Origin of the sequence: Rhizobium etli CFN 42 (assembly GCF_000092045.1) — a bacterium.
GTDB classification, from domain to species: domain Bacteria; phylum Pseudomonadota; class Alphaproteobacteria; order Rhizobiales; family Rhizobiaceae; genus Rhizobium; species Rhizobium etli.
On sequence record NC_007761.1, the window covers coordinates 2,104,814 to 2,121,584 of the forward strand.

Here is a 16,771-nt window from a genome sequence, read left to right on the forward strand (position 1 = left end):
CTGAAAGTCGTCCCAGGTAAGCGACAAGCAGACCCCATCTGGCGAAGCAGCTTAGCGGTCGGCTATCGGTAGCGGACACGATGAACTGCTGTGAGCTTCTATGTCTGCGCCTAGCTCTGGAACTAGAACTTTTCATATGATCGAGGCTGTTGCGGACCGATTTGAGGGCGCGCCTCGGCAGCTTCGGCGGCGCTGGTCGGACGATTTTAAAGCGCGTGCAGTTGCAGAGGCACTCGAGCCTGGCTCGAGCGTGTCAGCGATCGCACGTCGGCTTGATATCCATCCGTCACAACTGTTTGGCTGGCGTCGCGCCGCCCTGGGCTCTCACAAGGAGAACATAGCGCCGATCGGTCATAAGGCAGTCACGCCATCTGCCGACGGCGCGATAATCGAAGTTCTGATTGGCGATGTCGTCGTGCGCGCTCCCGCCGATGTGGACGAAGCTCATCTGCAGCGTGTCATCCGGGCAGTTCGCTCAGCATGATCCCCGCAGGTGTAAAGGTCTTCCTCGCCAGTCACCCCATCGACTTTCGTAAAGGGCCGGACAGTTTGCTGTCGCTGGTGCGCGACGCCGGCAGTGATCCGTTCAATGGCTCGCTTTATGTCTTCCGGGCGAAGCGGGCGGACCGGGTCAAGATCGTCTGGTGGGATGGATCAGGGGTCTGCCTCTATTCCAAGCGGTTGGAGAAGGCGCAGTTCTGCTGGCCGCGGATCGGCCACAACCGGGTGCAGCTCAATCACGCTCAGCTCATGGCGCTCGTTGACGGCATGGACTGGAAACGGGTGCGCTCAGTGGCGGTGAAGCCGCCGGAGATTGTTGGGTAAAGGGCTGCGGCGAAGTGAATCAACCGCCTGAAAAGGCAGGAAAACCGGAGCAAATTGTGCTCTGGTAGGCCTCATGACGCCGCCCGATCTACAGCTCCCGGATGATGTAGAGACCCTGAAAGCCATGGTCCTTGCCATGGCCGAGAAGGCAGCGCGCACCGATGCTCTCGAGAGCGAGGTCGCAGACCTGAAAGCCAGAAACGCCGATGCCGACGAACGCATCGAGCGACTGACCCAGATCCTGAAAGCCTTCGATCGCGCCCGCTTCGGCCGGCAATCGGAAAAGCTCGGCTCTCCGGGCATCGATGATGAGCAGCAGGCTTTTGTCTTCGAGGAAATCGAGACCGGTATCTCGGCAATCCGAGCCAAGGTAAACAAGGGTGCCGCTGATCCCGATGCGAAACGTGCACCCCGGCCGCGCAAGGGCTTTGCACCTCATCTGGAACGAGTCGAAGTGGTGATCGAGCCGGATGAACTGCACGAACACATCGGCAAACAGAAGGTGCTGATCGGAGAAGACGTCTCGGAGCGACTGGACGTCGTGCCGGCGAAGTTCCGCGTCATCGTCACCCGGCGGCCGAAGTATGCCTTCAAGAACGAAGACGGCGTCATCCAGGCAGCCGCGCCCGCGCACATCATCGAGGGTGGCATTCCAACGGAAGCGCTTCTCGCCCAGATCGCTGTCTCGAAGTATGCAGATGGCCTTCCGCTCTATCGACAGGAGGCAATCTATGCACGCGACAAGGTTGAGCTTGACCGGAAGCTGATGGCCCAATGGATGGGCAAGCTCGGCTACGAGCTCGATATCCTGGCCGACTACATCCTCGCCGAGATCAAGAAGGCTGAGCGCATCTTTGCGGACGAGACGACATTGCCAACGCTCGCGCCCGGATCCGGATCGGCAAAGACAGCCTGGCTATGGGCTTATGCGAGGGATGATAGACCCTTTGGCGGTAGTGGCCCGCCGATGGTCGCCTATCGCTTCGAAGATAGCCGCGCTGGCGATCGCGTCGCCCGGCATCTGAATGGCTATCGCGGTATCCTTCAGGTGGACGGGCATGGTGCCTACAACAAGCTTGCCCGATCTGACGGCGGCAATGACGGCGTGATGCTGGCCGGCTGCTGGTCCCATAGCAGGCGCAAGTTCTACGAACTCCACGCCTCGGACAGCTCCAAGATAGCCAGCGAGACGGTGGAATTGATGGCAAAGCTCTGGGAGGTGGAAGCGGCGGCCCGGGGGCAGAGCCCTGACGCGCGTGTCGCGGCACGTCAGGCGACATCTGCTGCAGTTGTCACTGAGCTCTTCGCCCTGTGGCAAAAGACCCTGCCGCGGATCTCCGGCAAGTCGAAGCTCGCAGAAGCGATCCGCTATGCCACCTCGCGTCGCTCCATCTTCGAACGCTTCCTTACCGACGGCCGCATCGAGCTCGACAGCAACATCGTTGAGCGTGCCATCAGGCCCCAGACGATCACGAGAAAGAACAGTCTCTTCGCCGGCAGCGATGGCGGTGGAAGGACCTGGGCGACTATCGCCACGCTCCTTCAGACGGCGAAGATGAACAACGTGGACCCGCAGGCTTGGCTCACCCAAACACTTGAGCGGATCGCCAACGGCTGGCCGAGCAGCGATCTCGATGCACTCATGCCGTGGAATTACGCGCGCTGAACGGTCTCAGCTTGCCGTTTACCGTCCCAGAGATCCGTCTTTTGCTTAATTTTCATAAGCATAAGAGTGGCGATAATCATCGACATCGCCAGTTCGGTCACGGTCACCAGAAAATCGACCTCGTCGAGGGCAGGATGAGCAATGAGCATGGCTGACTGATCGGCAGGGTTCTCCACATAATGACGGTTGAGCGCCGTGATGCTTAGTAAGCGTCCGGCGAACGCATTTTCGGGTGTCGAGAGATGGAATCTATAGGCCGCGTTTCATCTCATCGGCCATGATGCGGTCGATTATTTCGGGATCGCACTGTGTGTCGATGAGGAACTCGCGGATACCGCCGTCCCACGTCCTGATGTCGGCGAGTAGGCTTTGAAGTTCTTCGATGCCATTCTCGGTCAGACCCTTCGTGCCGTCTTCACTGCCATCGCCGACGTAAACCAGTTCGCCTTCGGAGATGTTGTCCGAGTTTGCGGTCACTTCTTCGATCAGTTCGAGGTTTTCGCCGATCATGCCGGCGACTTGGCTGAGTGTGTAGATGAACCTCGAGCGCGCCATCAGGCGGCCTCGCATCGAGCTTTTGCCGGCGTCCAGTTCCAAGGCAGGAGGTCTTCAATTCGGTCTTCGGGGTGATCCTGGATCCGGGTCAGGACATCCGTCAGATAGACCTCTGGATTATGGCCTTGCAGTTTGACCGTCTCGATGATGGTGAGGATGTTGGCGATGCGCTCGCCGCCCTTGTCCGAGCCGGCAAACAGCCAGTTCTTCCTTCCAATTCCAAGCGGACGCATGGCTCGTTCAGCGATGTTGTTGTCGATTTCGACACGGCCATCGTCGATGTAGACGCTTAAGGCTGCCCATCGCGACAGGGCATATCGCATCGCCTCGGCCAGCCTCTGCTTCTGAGGCAAAGTCGAGAGTGTCGCCTCGATCCAGGCCTTGAGTTCGTCCAGAACAGGCCGGGCATGGTGTTGGCGCAGGGTGCGCCGCTCGTCAGCCGACATGCCTCGGATACGGTTCTCGATATCGTAGAGAGCGCCGATGCGTGACAGCGCTTCCTCAGCGATCGGAGACGGCTTGAGCTTTATCACATCATGGAACTTGCGGCGCACATGCGCCATGCAGGCGGCTTCAATGATCTGGTTGCCATAGAGCTTCTTGTAACCCCCGTAGCCGTCGGCATGCATGACGCCGCTGAAGCTTGCCAGGTGATCAGCCGGATGTGCGCCCCTGCGGTCGGGGCTGTAGTAATAGGCAATGGCTGCGGGAGTGGCGGATTGATAGCCACTGCCGTCAAAGATGTAGACCCAGACCCTGCCGGTTTTTGTCTTGCCCCGCCCGGGGTCGAGAACATCGACCGGGGTATCGTCCGTATGTATTAGGTCGAGTGCGGCGATATGGGCCCTGATTAACAGGACAAGTGGTGTCAGCAATGCAGATACCCGGCCGACCCAGTCGGCCATTACGGATCGGGAGATGTCTATCCCCAACCGGTCGTACATCTCTGACAGGCGGTAAAGGGGAATGTGATCGTCGAATTTGGCGATCATGATGTGGGCGAGCAGCCCCGGCCCGGGTTTGCCGCGCTCGATCGGCAAGGTCGGCATCTCGCCAGCCACTGTCGTATCGCATTCCCTGCAGATCATGCGCTTCTCGACATGCCGGACAATCTTGACCGACGCCGGCACGTGCTCCAGCACCTGGACCACTCTGTCGGCCGCCTTCAGGAACGAAGTGCCACCGCAGGTCGGGCAATTGCAGGGAGCTGCATAGACCAGTTCTTCGGTGGTGAGATCATCGGGTAGAGGCTTGCGCTTCGGCTTCTCGGATGCGTCGTCCAACTCCGGCAGAGGCGGTTTCCCGGAGCGCTGTTCAGCCTCGGCCCGGGAGGCCTCGATCTCCTCCAACATCAGCTCGAATTGCTCGATCTTCCTGTCGATCTTTTCCGAAGACGCGCCATGTTGCCGATGTCGGAGAAGCTCCAGTTGCGCGCGAAGAAGCCCGATTATGGAGTCTCGCTTGATGACCTCGGCTTCCTGGCTCTCAAGTTTTGCCGCCTGTTCCGCGACGAGTGCGCGCAAAGTATTGAGCTCGTCCTGACTGTCCAGCGGCGCTGTTTCCATATCCGCGAAACTAGCCGATTTGCCTCTGACGCACCAGCGTTAAGCTTCCCATGCCCCTGCAAAATATAGCTTTTATCCCGTTCGGCCGGGAGCGGAAGTCCACGCCGGGCGTCGCCAATCGATCCCCTCAACGAGCATCGAAAGCTGCGCCTGCGTCAGGTGCGCTACACCCTCTTTCGCCGTCGGCCAGGGAAAGTATCCGCGCTCCAAAATCTTGTAGAACAGACAGAACCCCTGGCCATCCCACCAAAGCAGCTTGATCCGGTCCGCGCGTTTTCCGCGAAAGCCGAAGATTGCGCCCGAGCCCGGTGCCTCCCTCACGACCGTCTCGACCAGCGCGGACAGACCATCAATGCCACGCCGCATATCGGTCACTCCGCAGGCCAGATAGACCCTCACATTCCCCGATGGGCCGATCATACCGCCTCCACGCAAGCGACGAGCGGGCCAAGCAGCTTCAACTCAACGTCAACCGCAACCTTCAAGCTCCGACCGTTTCGAAGCAAGATCTCAACGATCGTCGGCCTTGTTGATGCGGTAGACGGCTGGCTTACGCCAACCTCCTCCGTGATTTCCACCGGGAGGAACACCGTCGGCCGATCGGCATAGTTGAATGATTGCCGCCACAAGCGGATCTGGCCCGGATGAATGTCGTGCCGGCGCGCCACATCGCCAATGCGAGCACCGGGCTCATCAGCTTCCGCAAGTATCCTCAGCTTCGCCTCGTCCGACCAACGCCGTCTGCGCTCGGTACCGGACATGATCTCTATGCGAGCCATGAAACCTCTTCGTTCTGGTATTAATGTCAGCACTAATGCTGGTTCTAATGCCAGAACATCGCCTGATTTGGCCGATCAGCAAAAACAGCTCACCGTACGCTCACGATGCTTACGTGAGCCGCATCGCCGGAGATATTCCGATAGCTTCGATAGATCCGTTCGAAATCACTCCCCTCCAGCAACGAACCCAATTCGATGCCCCTCGCGCCCTGAAGACCTTGGGCGACGAAACCTTCGAGCATGTCCCTGACGTCAGGAGTACCCCTGAAGTCGTTGGCGTCCAGATGTAGTTTGGCTCTCTTTTGGCGGCTCTTCCAGTCGTCATCCTTCATCTTGTCAACGAAGCTTGGGCTGCGGTCCAGTGCGATGAGGTACATGGCGGCCTCGATTACTCCACGCGAATGGATGCGAAAATCGAGCTGCCGGTCATTCTCGATAAAGAGCAACGAGCCTTCGAACAAACTTAAGGCGCGAGCATACAAAGCCATCTTGATTGATACGAGCTGACGCTCTTCTTCGGTGGCAACGGGGACGGCGTCCTCCGCCATGAAGCGTTTCGCCGCAGCAGCACAGTCTCGAAGCCAAGTGATCCATTCTTCGATGAGGTCGGGGGAGATGCTATCGGTCATGAGGCTCACTCGGATTATGAAACTTCTTCGTTTTATCCTTTTACAAGGCGATTGGAGGCAAAGCCACTACGCTCCACGTCACCGAAAGTTCTTTCCAACGCTGTCGGTAAAACTGGGCATTTTGTTGCTATGCTGTTCAGGTCCGTTCCTCCTTGACGTCATTTTTTTGCTGTGCGGCAATGAGTTCGCGGTGATCTCCGACCGCGCACATCCCACCAATGAAAGTCATTGCTCATGGAAGCCTTGCGGGCGCTTGTTCTCACTGATGTGCAATTGCGCGATATGTTGATGGAGGCGGCCAGACAAGGTGCAGCTTTAGCAGTCAATGAACTTCGCGCCCAGCTTCACCAAGCGCCGGATGACGCCACGCTGCAGAAACTCCGCGCCTATCTGGCCGATCCGGGTTCCCTTACCAACCCGCGCGATCATTGGGCTCACAGCGGCATTATCTGTCTAATCGCGGAGACGTCGCGCGGCAAAGCGAAGTCCACCGCGTGGTTTATGAAGTTCCAGCGCGAGAGCGGCTTGGGCGAGTGTTTTAGCCGCTCGAGCCCGGCTTACGGCCGTCGCCGGGAATGGTCGTTTTTCGACATCAAGCTAGCCTGGGATGCGTATTACCGCCGACGGTAGGAACTGCAGCAAGCGTGCCGGCGCAGTTCGGGAAAGCGATGGCGCAATCTGTTGCGCCAAACATTTCCGTCGGGCATGATTATCGCGTAAGTCAATGAACCCACTCCGCGCGAACGTGGGCTATTACGATCTTCTCAAGCCCTTTTTCTCTCCCAATCCGCCCTCGGCGCCGTTGCATCCTCTTGGCCATCGGTGAAAGGCGTGGCTTCGCTATCTCTATGACGAACGTCTAAGTAACCCTTGGAGATCAACCGATCTCGCGTGAAGCTGCCGCAGCTTGAACAAGTCCACGGCAGCCTTTCCTAAATTGCCATCTGATCGTCTGCTGGGGCGTGTTCCGCCCTTTATCATAGCCACTGTCACATGATGACGCGGGGACGTTTGCCTCGCGGCAATCTCCGTCTTCACTATAAAGGAGTTTGATATCATGACATCCAACGACAACCTGATGCTCTATGCGAAGCTCGGTGGCTTTCGGCTAGCTGTCATCGCAAATAGCATCTGCTGCGACGGCGATTTCTCCCGGGTGCTTCATGATCGATTGCTTGACGGACTCGACGCGGCCATTGGCCAGCTTCGGACGATTATGGCGCTGGAGCGAGCGATTCTCCACGGTGACGACAAGGGCGCGGTCTATCAACTCAAGGGCGAAGTAGAGATCTTCGGGCGCACCACCGTTGACCTGCTCGATGAGCTCGACATCGATCATGAGACGCATGAATACCGCATCAATGGCGGATACTGGAGCAATGCTTTGACGGCCGATGACGGCGGCGTCCATATCGAGTATCCCACGCTCATCTCTTTGGGCGATGAGGAGCTTGGCTCGCTGGCGCCAATTATCCTCGCCATCACCAAGGAAACCGGCCTTACGATCCGGGCCGGTCGTATCGATTACGGGATGGGTAAGGTTTTTCGACCGAACCATGCCTGCGGCTCTGAGCGCACGTAAGAGTTAGCTGGCAGGCGGCGCAAGCCGCCTCCCAGCTATTGTTTTCGGGCTACGGTGAGGGCGTCTATGGATCGGTGCATTTTAATGAATAACGCGGACTCGGATTAACCGCTAAATCAACCACCACTTGCAATGGTGGGGGGATGTGCATTCTATGGCGTATGCCGACCCATCGCTCATTCTCGCCGAAGCATAGAACCGGGAAACAGGCTCGCCCGCGGTTCGGGATGGAGGTGTTCTATCTGGCGATCATCGCCGGTGGCGTGGCCGGATACCTCGGCGCCGAGGTTTGGCCAGAATTTGCTCCATTTGCAGGCCTTGCCGCTGGCTGCAATATCAAAGGCAATATCAGCATCGGCAGCGGCGAGCGCATCTATCACATGCCGGGGCAGGAGTTTTATCTCGAGACCCGGATTTCCCCGCAGTATGGGGAGAGATGGTTTTGCTCGGAAGCGGAGGCCCGTGCGGCCGGTTGGCGTCGCGCCGGAAGATAGGTGAGCTCCGGTCGGAGCGGCACCCTTGCGAGGGCCGTGATCGTCGCCGGCTATGGCGAAGCCGCACAGGGATGCTCTGTCTCGTTTGGGTCCGTTCCATCACTAAAATTCATCAGAGCGCCGCCCGTCGTGGCTCACTTTTCCACTTCGCACACACACACAATTTTACGCACATTGAAGAAATTGAAGAAAATAAATGAATTAAACCAGTTATATATGATTCATCCGCTCTGACTTTTAATCAGTAGGTCTCGGGTTCGAACCCCGACGCTCTCACCACAAGCAAAAGACAACCATAAAAAGTGTATCGGATGCGCGGAACGATTGCTCCGGCGGATCGGCTGGGGAAAATCGACTCACCGTTTCCCCGGAGTTGTCATCCTTCCTCAATGCTCGTGCCGTCGAAACGAACGCCGCCCTCCGAACCGCACAGCTACTCGCCGGCGGTGACGGTTGCAAATAATCGTGTTTGCGAAATACGCTCGGTTATCCGCGCAAGAGCGTTCCGGCAGGCCAGCACCGAGCCGTACCCTATGAGGTCAAAATGCAACGCGCATCTCAATTCCAAGTTACGTCGCCGTTGCAGCACGATAAATGACGGATTTGGTGGCAATCGCTATTCCGGCGAAATACAGCCGACCTGATGTTTCGCCAGCGTCATCTCCAGGGCTGCGACGCACCCGATCCGGTCACCGCTGGACGATCACGCGGGTCCCCGGTTGGACCATGTCGTAAAGCTCCTCGACATCCTCGCGGTACATGCGGAAGCATCCGCTTGATGCATTGGTGCCGATGGAGGAGGGATCGTTGGTACCGTGGATGCGGAGAAGTCCGTCGGCAAGGTAGATCGCGCGGGTTCCGAGCGGGTTTGCGGGCCCGGGCTTGACCACTGCCGGGAGCCTTGGGTTTTTCTGGCGCATGCTGGCTGTTGGCCGCCATTCGGGATGCAGTCGTTTCGACACGACACGCGTCGTCCCGTACCATTGTTTGCCTTCGCGGCCGACGGCGATGGGGTAGGCAAACTGCTCACCCTCTGATGTCGTGTAGATAAGGGTGTGCTCACGCGTGGCGATGACGATGGTTCCTCTTCCAACGCGCGTCGATGGCTCCCGACGTTCCGGAAAGGGTTCCGGGTAGCCAGGCTCTGGCTCGTAGTTAGGAGGAGGGGGATAGGGGCTGTAAGGGTCATCATAGCTATAACCGTCGTATTCATCGTATCCATCATACGGCGCGTAAACTTGGGCTTGGGCATGCGCCACTGTCAGAAATAGGGCCGCAGCAAGGAAAACCAGCAATCTCATTCTTCGCATCCGCTTGTTATAAAATCATGATTGGGCCGAATTCTATGGCGGCACTATGGCGGGCTAGGTAGCGGACGGTGATCTTTCGTCGCTCCGAGAAGCCGACCAGCCAGAAGCAAAATGTGCGCTTGCCGCCGGTGGCATGGCGACGGAGATGCTCAATAAGCGACTGGTTCAAACCTCGCAGAATCTCGGTTCGATGCAGTTCCGCCCAACGCGCGAGCGTCACACCCGGACACGGCATCCAAATGGCCTTCGTGCAGACGCCGACGGGCGGTCCGAGACTTTCCTTCACGGAACCAAAAGCGCCCGCATCGACTTTGACCCCTGAGTTACCTTGGAGGTCCCCCTGATGGACAGAACACCGAAAACAGCCATTCGCGGAATGTTGTCCTACGTGATCGCTCTTCTCGTCCTCGGCATTCTGGCGGGCGCCGTGTACACGCTCTACGGCCATCCCGCCGATCCGTCCGAGCCACCAGCGGCTGAGTCCATTCCGCAAAAGTCGACAGCTCCGCAGTGAGAGACATCACAACAGCAATTGTATCGGTCGCCCTTTGAGAACGAATGGTGAAAGGGAAGGCGTTCTGCCAGATCCAACGCCCACCCGGTCCGGTCGTGCTGAAACGCCCGCGCTCCACTGCGAGGCAGCCCGCAAGCGGCAACCAACAAGGGCTTTGGAAAGCAAGGCAGAAATTCTGTCGCAAGTCCTTCCCACCAGTAGAGAGCTTATATTTATGGGGGGAACAACCTGCGACAGGGGTAATCGGGGCCCGCGCAGGCATTGCGAAATAGGGGAGAGGCAGCCGGGCCGGGACGGTCCGCAATGCCGGATTGCGATCGGATAGAGTGAACAAAGGAGCTCGCGGATGAGAGACCATGCGGTCGTGATATCGGGAGGAGGGCCGACGGGGCTGATGCTGGCGGGTGAACTGTCCCTGGCGGGCGTCGATGTCGCCATCCTCGAACGTCGCGAGAATCAGGAGATCGTCGGTTCACGTGCCGGCGGTCTGAGTTCGCGCACGCTCGAAGTGCTCGATCAGCGCGGCATCGTCGATCGGTTCCTGGCGGAAGGGCAGATCGCCCAGGTCACGGGATTTGCGGTCACGCGGCTTGATATCAGCGATTTCCCGACGCGACACAATTACGGGCTGGCGCTGCGGCAGAAGCATATCGAGCGCATCCTGGCCGGTTGGGTGGGCGAACTGCCGGTGGCTATCTATCGCGGCCGCGAACTGACCGGTTTCCGGGAGGATGAGACCGGCGTCACCCTCGAACTCTCCGATGGGTCGTCGCTGCGCGCGGGCTATCTCGTCGGCTGCGATGGCGGCCGCAGCCTGGTTCGCAAGATCGCCGGCATCGCCTTTCCGGGATGGGACGCGACCACCAGCAATATTCTCGCCGAGGCCGAGATGGAGGAGGAGCCGCCACTCGGCGTCCATCGCACGGCGCTCGGCATGCATGCCTTCGGCCGCGAGGAATATCAAATCCGCGACGGCAAGGTGGTCTTTGCCAATGAGGGTCCGATCAACGTCATGGTGACGGAGAAGACGGCCGGCGCCACAGGCGAGCCGACGCTTGATGATCTGAGACAAGCGCTCATCGCCGCCTGCGGAACCGATTATGGCATCCACGGCCTGAAGTGGATCTCCAGGTTCACCGACATGTCGCGCCAGGCGGAGCTCTACCGCAAGGGCAGGGTTCTGCTGGCGGGTGATGCCGCCCATGTTCATTCGCCGGTCGGCGGGCAGGGGCTCAATACCGGTGTGCAGGATGCCGTGAACCTCGGCTGGAAGCTTGCCCAGGTTGTGAAGGGCATATCGCCAGAGGCCCTGCTCGACACATATCATGCCGAGCGCCATCCGGTCGCCGCCCGCGTGCTGCGCACGACGATGGCGCAGGTCGCCCTGCAACGGACCGATGATCGCACCGAAGCCTTGCGCGACATCGTGTTGGAGCTGCTTGGCCTGGAGGAGGCGCGCAAGAAGATCGCCGCCGAGATGTCCGGACTTGCCATCCGTTACGATTTCGGCGAGGGGCACCCGTTGCTCGGCCGCCGCATGCCCGACCTCGACCTGATCACGCCGGACGACCCCTTGCGTTTCTTTACGCTGCTGAAACAAGCGAGACCGGTGCTGTTGAACCTCGGACCGCGCGACAGCCTCGACACGGGGCCATGGTCAGACCGCGTGCCTCTGGTCCATGCGCGCTATGACGGGCCATGGGAGTTACCGGCGCTGGGGACGGTCGCCGCGCCGACTGCGGTGCTGATCCGGCCGGACGGATATGTAGCATGGGTGGGCGATGGCTCCCGGACTGGCCTCGACGCAGCGATGAACACGTGGTTCGGGCCGCCCCGCTGACAAGGCGAAAAAGCCGCTGAGCTAAGCGGCGCGGGAAATGGGCGCGCACCCAGCTATTGTCTCCGGTTCCGGCATGGGTTTGCCACGGCGCTCCCAGGTGCGGCGGCTGATGCCGAAGGCCTCCCAGGGGCGGGCTGCGGTGAGGGAATTGTCGAGATAATCGGATCTGGAAACGGCGCCGGCGGCCCGCCGCTGCTCTTCCTTCCGGCTTCGGTCGCGCTGGCGCCGCTTTTCCTTCTGCAGTTTTGCTCTTTTCGCCTTCGGCACGTCGAAGGCGCCGATGGTGCGAATGTCGAGCGCGCCGCGTTCTGCGTGGCTCAGATGCAGGGCGTGACCGAGCGCATCGGCGGTCAGGGGAGAAAAGCGCACTTTCGTCCGCTCATAGATGATCTCCTCGATCGCGGCTTTCTCAGCCCAGGGCAGCCATCGCGCCGCCCAGCCGAGAACCACCTCGACAAACCCTTCCCTGAACTCGACTAGGGCGAGGCTGGCGATCACCTCGACATAGATCATTGCGTCATCCGCCTCGGGAACGATTTCGCCGTGACGATGCCGGATCAATTTTTCGATCTCGCGCATCCGGCCGCGGAAATGGTTCCAGCGACTGCCCCGCATGCGGCGCTGCACGGATTTGTAGCCGAGGAGGCAGTCGCCGATTTTGATTGCAGTAATCTCCCGCTCAATACCGGCTTCTTCAACCCGCCCCGGCGATTGGGCCTCTTCATCCGCGCCGACGAGACGATCCATCGTTTCTCCTTTGCGATCTGCCTCATGAGGCCGAAACGACTGATTGTAGCGGAAGTCGAGGGGGTGATGTTCACTTTTTGTGCGCTGTTTCCACCGATTTTCGCGGTGCTGATGCAGCGGCGTAACGGAGAATCCGATGCCCTGTTTCCGGGCGGCGACGAAGCTTGACGACCGGGAAACGAGCGGCATCCCAGGCCCGTTGATTTCTATTGGGAACATCCCGTGTTATGATTACGGGACTGGCCTTATCGGCCGTGTTGTCAGTACCGAGGCTTGTCCGATGAGTGAAATGGACGTGCTTTTTGCCACCCTGCGACAGGCGGCTGACCAGCGGACGGTCGAGTGTATCGAAAATGTCGTCAAGCAGGGCTTGGACCGCGATCTCAATCGCATCAATGCGCTCGCCTTCGCCGACAAGCACCATCTCGACGAAGAAAAAACCATTGCAGCCTTTCTGCATGCGGCCCGTATCGGCGCCTTCGAGATGACCTGGAACGTGCTTTGCCCGGGATGCGGCGGCGTCCTTGACAGCGGTGCAACCCTCAAGGGGGTCAACCAGGATACCTATCATTGCGCCCTCTGCGCGGCCGGATACGAACCGACCCTCGACGAGATGGTCGAGGTCACCTTCACGGTCAGTCCGCGCGTGCGCAGGATTGCCGCCCACGAGCCCGACCGGCTACCGCCGCTCGAATATTACCGCCAGATTTTCTTCAGCTCCGGCGTCGACCTGCCGGAGGATCTGGAAGGCAAGTTTGCAAGCATCCTTCTGGAGATGATCGAGCTGGGACCCGGCGAGAAAGCCTTCGTGTCGCTGCAGCTGCCGTCGCAATTCGTCATCATCTTTGATGCTGTGACGCATTCGGCGCAGTTCATCGACGTGCAGGGTGAACCCACCGGCGAACGCCAGAACCTCTCGATGGTCATCAGCCGCGGGCATGCCTTGAACGAAACCGTGACGCTGCGTCCCGGCTTGCTGCGGCTCACCCTCGAGAACCACACCGATCGCCGGGTGGTGCCGAATGTCTGCATCGCCGGCGATGATCTGCACGATCTCCTGGGCCGCAGGCGGCCATTTCTGACGGCCAAGCGCCTGCTGACCAACCAGAGTTTCCGCGACATCTACCGGACCGATACGCTCGACGTCGACCAGCGCCTGAAGATCACCAGCCTGACGTTCCTCTTTACCGATCTCAGGGGGTCGACCGCGCTTTATGAACGTGTCGGCGATCTTGCCGCCTTCGACCTGGTGCGCGCGCATTTCCGCGTTCTTCACGAGATCGTCGCCACCGAGGCCGGCGCGGTCGTCAAGACCATCGGCGATGCCGTGATGGCGACCTTCCCGAGCCCGGACCGCGCGGTGGCGGCCGCCCTCAGAATGCGCGAGGCGATGCGCCGGTTGAATGCCGAACACGGCAGCGAAGACCTGCTCCTGAAGATCGGCATCCATGAGGGACCGTGCCTCGCCGTCAACCTCAACGACCGGCAGGACTATTTCGGCCAGACCGTCAACATCGCCTCGCGCGTCCAGGGGCTTGCCGATCCGAATGTGATCATGACGACGGAGGCGATCGTCGAGGATATCCATGTCTCGGAGATCCTGCGCGACAGCGGCGTCACATCAGCTTCTCGGATGGCGGAACTTCAAGGCATCGGCAGGGAGGTCAGGATCTTCGCGCTGTCGTAAGGGTCGTTCCGCTGAACGCAGGTATCGAGGCAGAAGTGGGTTCGACCTGAACGCGGCGCATCCGACTCGCTGCGACAAGCCATATCTCCGTGGATCTTCTTCGGCCCAGATGCTCTCCGCGGCTTTGCATTGCCGCACCTCGTCTCGTTTGCTCACCATGACCGCGAAAGGACGGCGTGATCATTCTAGCAGAGGCTACCGGCGATGAGTTTTTGCAGGTGGAGGCGGACACCGCCGGAATGTCTGAATTTCCCGAAAATCCCACATCTTCTGCCGTCTTGCCGATGCAATGATGATCGCACGCAGATCCATGCGATAGTCGCGGGGGAGCGCGTGAACAAGAGCATCCATAGCCGGCCGTCTCGCCTGAACATGGCCGGCGCGGCGTTTGAACACGGGGCGTGGTGGACCCAGTCTGGCGGGTGTGGGACGCGCCTGTGCCTGAAGCTTGAGAATAGGGAGGCAATGGATGCAAACGCTGCTGCTTACCAAGGAAGACGTAGGAAGGCTGATCTGCATGCGCGACGTCATCGCTGCAGTGGAAGAAGCCTACAAGGCCTTCAACAGCGATCAGGTGGTGCAGCCCGATTATATCGGGATTCATCTCCCGCCACCTCGTGGGGAAGTGGATTTCAAGCTTGGCTACAACAAAGCCAATGAAGTGATTTCCATGAAGGCATCTTCCGGAGGTTTCATCGACAACCCGACGGCGCATGGGGTGCCGAGCGGCATGGGCACGATCCTCCTGTTCGATGCGAGAAGCTGCGCCCTGAACTGCGTCATGGACGGTAGCCTGATCACCGGCCTCAGGACAGGAGCCGCCGGAGCTGTTTCGGTGAAAGCACTGGCGCGGAAAGATGCCAGGAAAGTCGCTTCGATCGGAACAGGAAACCAGGCGAGAATGCAGATCCGGGCGATCAACGAGATCATGACCATCGAAGAGATCCGTGCCTGGGACAGCCATCCGGATACGCTTGCCAAGTATAAGGCGGATATCGAGAGCGAGTTCGGCATTTCCGTCGTCACGGCGCATTCCAAACGGGCGGCCGTAGAGCAGGCCGATATCCTGGTTACGACCACCCGCGGGAAAGGATCGGTTGTGGAAGCCGATTGGGTGAAGGCCGGCACGCACATCGTTGCCATCGGCACCGATCAGAGGGGTAAACAGGAACTGGACCCTGAGATATTCAGGAATGCCAAGGTGGTGGTCGATTCAATGGCGCAGTGCGCCGAAAAGGGTGAGACCTGGCATCCGTTGAACAGGAATATCATCGCCAGAGACGATATTCATGGAGAGATCGGCGAGATTTTGCTGGGTCGAAAGCCGGGCAGAGAAAATGATGACGAGGTCACCATTTTCGACTCCACGGGAATGGCTATTCAAGACAATCTCACAGCGGACAGGATATACCGGAACGCAATAGACAGGGGCGCCGGAACGTTCTTTGAATTCTTTAGATCCTGACGGAGGCCGTGCGCTCTTCCGATCGGCTTGTGAGCAAATCCAAGGCTTGGCCTACCAAATCAAAAAACCATCGATCAGCGCTCTGCGCCCATGTTCGCAAGAATGTCGGCCTGGAAGCGGAAGGCGAGGAGCATCATGCGCGACTACGCGACCATTCAGGACATCCGCGAAGCCCGGGAAAGGCTTAAGCCCCACATCCGGCACACGCCGCTGCTGCGTGCCGAAAAAATAGAGAAAGAGGTTGGCTGCCAGCTCTACCTCAAGCCTGAGACGCTGCAGATCACCGGCGCCTTCAAAATCCGCGGCGCGCTCAACAAGGCGCTCTCGCTTCCGCGACAGGAGCTCGCAAACGGCGTCATCGCCAGTTCGTCGGGCAACCACGCCCAGGGGCTTTCCTACGCAGCTAGGATGCTCGGCGTCAAAGTAATCCTGGTGCTCCCGGTGACCACGCCGGCAATCAAGATCGCCAACACGCGGGCTCTCGGCGCCGAGGTCATTCTGTTTGATGGTGATACTGCTGCCAGATGGAAAAAGGTCTATGAAATCGCCGAGCAAAACAACTACGCGACCATTCACGGGTTTGAGGATCCCGTTGTCATGGCAGGGCAGGGCACGATCGGATGTGAGATACTGGATGATTTGGACGATGTGGATACGGTCATCGTGCCCGTCGGTGGCGGAGGGCTTATCTCAGGCATTGCCACTGCCATCAAGGAAACGAAACCCTCGGTCCGGGTTATAGGCGCAGAGCCCGCTTTGACGCCGAAGTATTTTCACAGCCGGATCAATAGGGAACGCACCTCGTTTCCACTGAAGAATACCATCGCGGACGGCTTGAGGATAAGCGTTCCGGGGCAGAACCCGTATCCGATCATCGAAAAATATGTCGACGAGATCGTCCTTGTTGATGACGAACACATTATCGCAGGCATGCGCAGCCTGGCGAGGGATGCGAAGCTGATCGCCGAACCTGCCGCATCGATAGGGATCGGAGCCTTGCTTGCCGGCTCGATAGTAGTCAGGCCGGATGAAAAGGTCTGTGCGGTTTTGACTGGCGGGAACTGGGACTTGTGTGATCTGGCGGAGATATACCGGGCTGCCGAGCAATAGGAC

19 protein-coding genes are annotated in these 16,771 nt (G+C 59.3%); 11 read left to right on the plus strand and 8 right to left on the minus strand.

What is annotated here, in order from left to right; genetic code table 11:
* Positions 1–136 precede the first annotated feature (136 nt).
* The 3 genes from RHE_RS31610 to RHE_RS10310 all read left to right on the plus strand — a co-directional run bounded on the left by RHE_RS31610 (position 137) and on the right by RHE_RS10310 (position 2,491).
* Positions 137–484: a transposase gene (locus tag RHE_RS31610; protein ID WP_092755364.1), complete on the plus strand. Its 348-nt coding sequence runs from the start codon at positions 137–139 to the stop codon at positions 482–484.
* Complete coding sequence (gene tnpB / locus RHE_RS10305; protein ID WP_011053349.1) at positions 481–825, plus strand: IS66 family insertion sequence element accessory protein TnpB; 345 nt, start codon at positions 481–483, stop codon at positions 823–825. Before RHE_RS31610 ends, tnpB (RHE_RS10305) begins: the two co-directional genes overlap by 4 nt.
* A 73-nt stretch (positions 826–898) precedes the next feature.
* Entirely contained in the window at positions 899–2,491 is a 1,593-nt protein-coding gene (locus tag RHE_RS10310; protein ID WP_011053350.1) for an IS66-like element ISRel15 family transposase, read from the plus strand.
* On the opposite strand, the gene RHE_RS33550 is transcribed toward RHE_RS10310, so the two are convergent.
* The 6 genes from RHE_RS33550 to RHE_RS10335 all read right to left on the minus strand — a co-directional run bounded on the left by RHE_RS33550 (position 2,479) and on the right by RHE_RS10335 (position 6,019).
* Complete coding sequence (locus RHE_RS33550) at positions 2,479–2,640, minus strand: hypothetical protein (protein ID WP_187331724.1); 162 nt, start codon at positions 2,638–2,640, stop codon at positions 2,479–2,481. The genes RHE_RS10310 and RHE_RS33550 overlap by 13 nt on opposite strands.
* Positions 2,641–2,740: 100 nt before the next feature.
* The gene (locus RHE_RS34975; protein WP_009996984.1) at positions 2,741–3,046 is read right to left on the minus strand and encodes a hypothetical protein; all 306 of its coding nucleotides are present in this window, start codon (positions 3,044–3,046) and stop codon (positions 2,741–2,743) included.
* The gene (locus RHE_RS10320) at positions 3,046–4,611 is read right to left on the minus strand and encodes an IS66-like element ISRel19 family transposase (RefSeq protein ID WP_011425284.1); all 1,566 of its coding nucleotides are present in this window, start codon (positions 4,609–4,611) and stop codon (positions 3,046–3,048) included. The genes RHE_RS34975 and RHE_RS10320 overlap by 1 nt, the downstream gene beginning before the upstream one ends.
* A 72-nt stretch (positions 4,612–4,683) precedes the next feature.
* Positions 4,684–5,031: an IS66 family insertion sequence element accessory protein TnpB gene (tnpB, locus tag RHE_RS10325; RefSeq protein WP_009996986.1), complete on the minus strand. Its 348-nt coding sequence runs from the start codon at positions 5,029–5,031 to the stop codon at positions 4,684–4,686.
* Positions 5,028–5,390, minus strand: a complete 363-nt coding sequence (gene tnpA, locus RHE_RS10330; RefSeq protein ID WP_009996987.1) for an IS66-like element accessory protein TnpA — start codon at positions 5,388–5,390, stop codon at positions 5,028–5,030. Before tnpA ends, tnpB (RHE_RS10325) begins: the two co-directional genes overlap by 4 nt.
* An 89-nt stretch (positions 5,391–5,479) precedes the next feature.
* The gene (locus RHE_RS10335) at positions 5,480–6,019 is read right to left on the minus strand and encodes a hypothetical protein (protein WP_011425286.1); all 540 of its coding nucleotides are present in this window, start codon (positions 6,017–6,019) and stop codon (positions 5,480–5,482) included.
* 234 nt (positions 6,020–6,253) lie between these two features.
* On the opposite strand from RHE_RS10335, the gene RHE_RS10340 reads away from it, so the two are divergent.
* From RHE_RS10340 to RHE_RS10350, 3 genes are all read left to right on the plus strand, one after another.
* Positions 6,254–6,649 (plus strand): hypothetical protein, encoded by a 396-nt coding sequence (locus RHE_RS10340; RefSeq protein WP_042118430.1) that lies wholly within the window; start codon positions 6,254–6,256, stop codon positions 6,647–6,649.
* Positions 6,650–7,076: 427 nt separating this feature from the next.
* Positions 7,077–7,601 carry a hypothetical protein gene (locus tag RHE_RS10345; protein WP_042118433.1) on the plus strand — a complete coding sequence of 175 codons (525 nt, stop codon included), beginning with the start codon at positions 7,077–7,079 and terminating at the stop codon, positions 7,599–7,601.
* Positions 7,602–7,762: 161 nt separating this feature from the next.
* Positions 7,763–8,095, plus strand: a complete 333-nt coding sequence (locus tag RHE_RS10350; RefSeq protein WP_011425288.1) for a sunset domain-containing protein — start codon at positions 7,763–7,765, stop codon at positions 8,093–8,095.
* Between the two features lie 689 nt (positions 8,096–8,784).
* Here the strand turns inward: RHE_RS10350 and RHE_RS10355 are convergent.
* On the minus strand, positions 8,785–9,396 hold the full coding sequence (locus RHE_RS10355) for a L,D-transpeptidase (RefSeq protein ID WP_011425289.1): 612 nt from the start codon (positions 9,394–9,396) through the stop codon (positions 8,785–8,787).
* A gap of 352 nt (positions 9,397–9,748) precedes the next feature.
* On the opposite strand from RHE_RS10355, the gene RHE_RS33555 reads away from it, so the two are divergent.
* On the plus strand, positions 9,749–9,919 hold the full coding sequence (locus tag RHE_RS33555) for a hypothetical protein (RefSeq protein WP_020921224.1): 171 nt from the start codon (positions 9,749–9,751) through the stop codon (positions 9,917–9,919).
* 346 nt (positions 9,920–10,265) lie between these two features.
* On the plus strand, positions 10,266–11,759 hold the full coding sequence (locus RHE_RS10365; protein WP_011425291.1) for an FAD-dependent monooxygenase: 1,494 nt from the start codon (positions 10,266–10,268) through the stop codon (positions 11,757–11,759).
* Positions 11,760–11,780: 21 nt separating this feature from the next.
* On the opposite strand, the gene RHE_RS10370 is transcribed toward RHE_RS10365, so the two are convergent.
* Positions 11,781–12,506 carry a hypothetical protein gene (locus RHE_RS10370; protein WP_011425292.1) on the minus strand — a complete coding sequence of 242 codons (726 nt, stop codon included), beginning with the start codon at positions 12,504–12,506 and terminating at the stop codon, positions 11,781–11,783.
* A gap of 280 nt (positions 12,507–12,786) precedes the next feature.
* On the opposite strand from RHE_RS10370, the gene RHE_RS10375 reads away from it, so the two are divergent.
* The 3 genes from RHE_RS10375 to RHE_RS10385 all read left to right on the plus strand — a co-directional run bounded on the left by RHE_RS10375 (position 12,787) and on the right by RHE_RS10385 (position 16,768).
* On the plus strand, positions 12,787–14,193 hold the full coding sequence (locus RHE_RS10375) for an adenylate/guanylate cyclase domain-containing protein (RefSeq protein ID WP_011425293.1): 1,407 nt from the start codon (positions 12,787–12,789) through the stop codon (positions 14,191–14,193).
* A gap of 469 nt (positions 14,194–14,662) precedes the next feature.
* A complete protein-coding gene (locus RHE_RS10380) occupies positions 14,663–15,658 on the plus strand; it encodes an ornithine cyclodeaminase family protein (RefSeq protein WP_011425294.1) in 996 nt (331 codons plus the stop codon).
* Positions 15,659–15,793: 135 nt separating this feature from the next.
* On the plus strand, positions 15,794–16,768 hold the full coding sequence (locus RHE_RS10385; protein WP_011425295.1) for a threonine/serine dehydratase: 975 nt from the start codon (positions 15,794–15,796) through the stop codon (positions 16,766–16,768).
* The last annotated feature ends 3 nt before the right edge of the window (positions 16,769–16,771 follow it).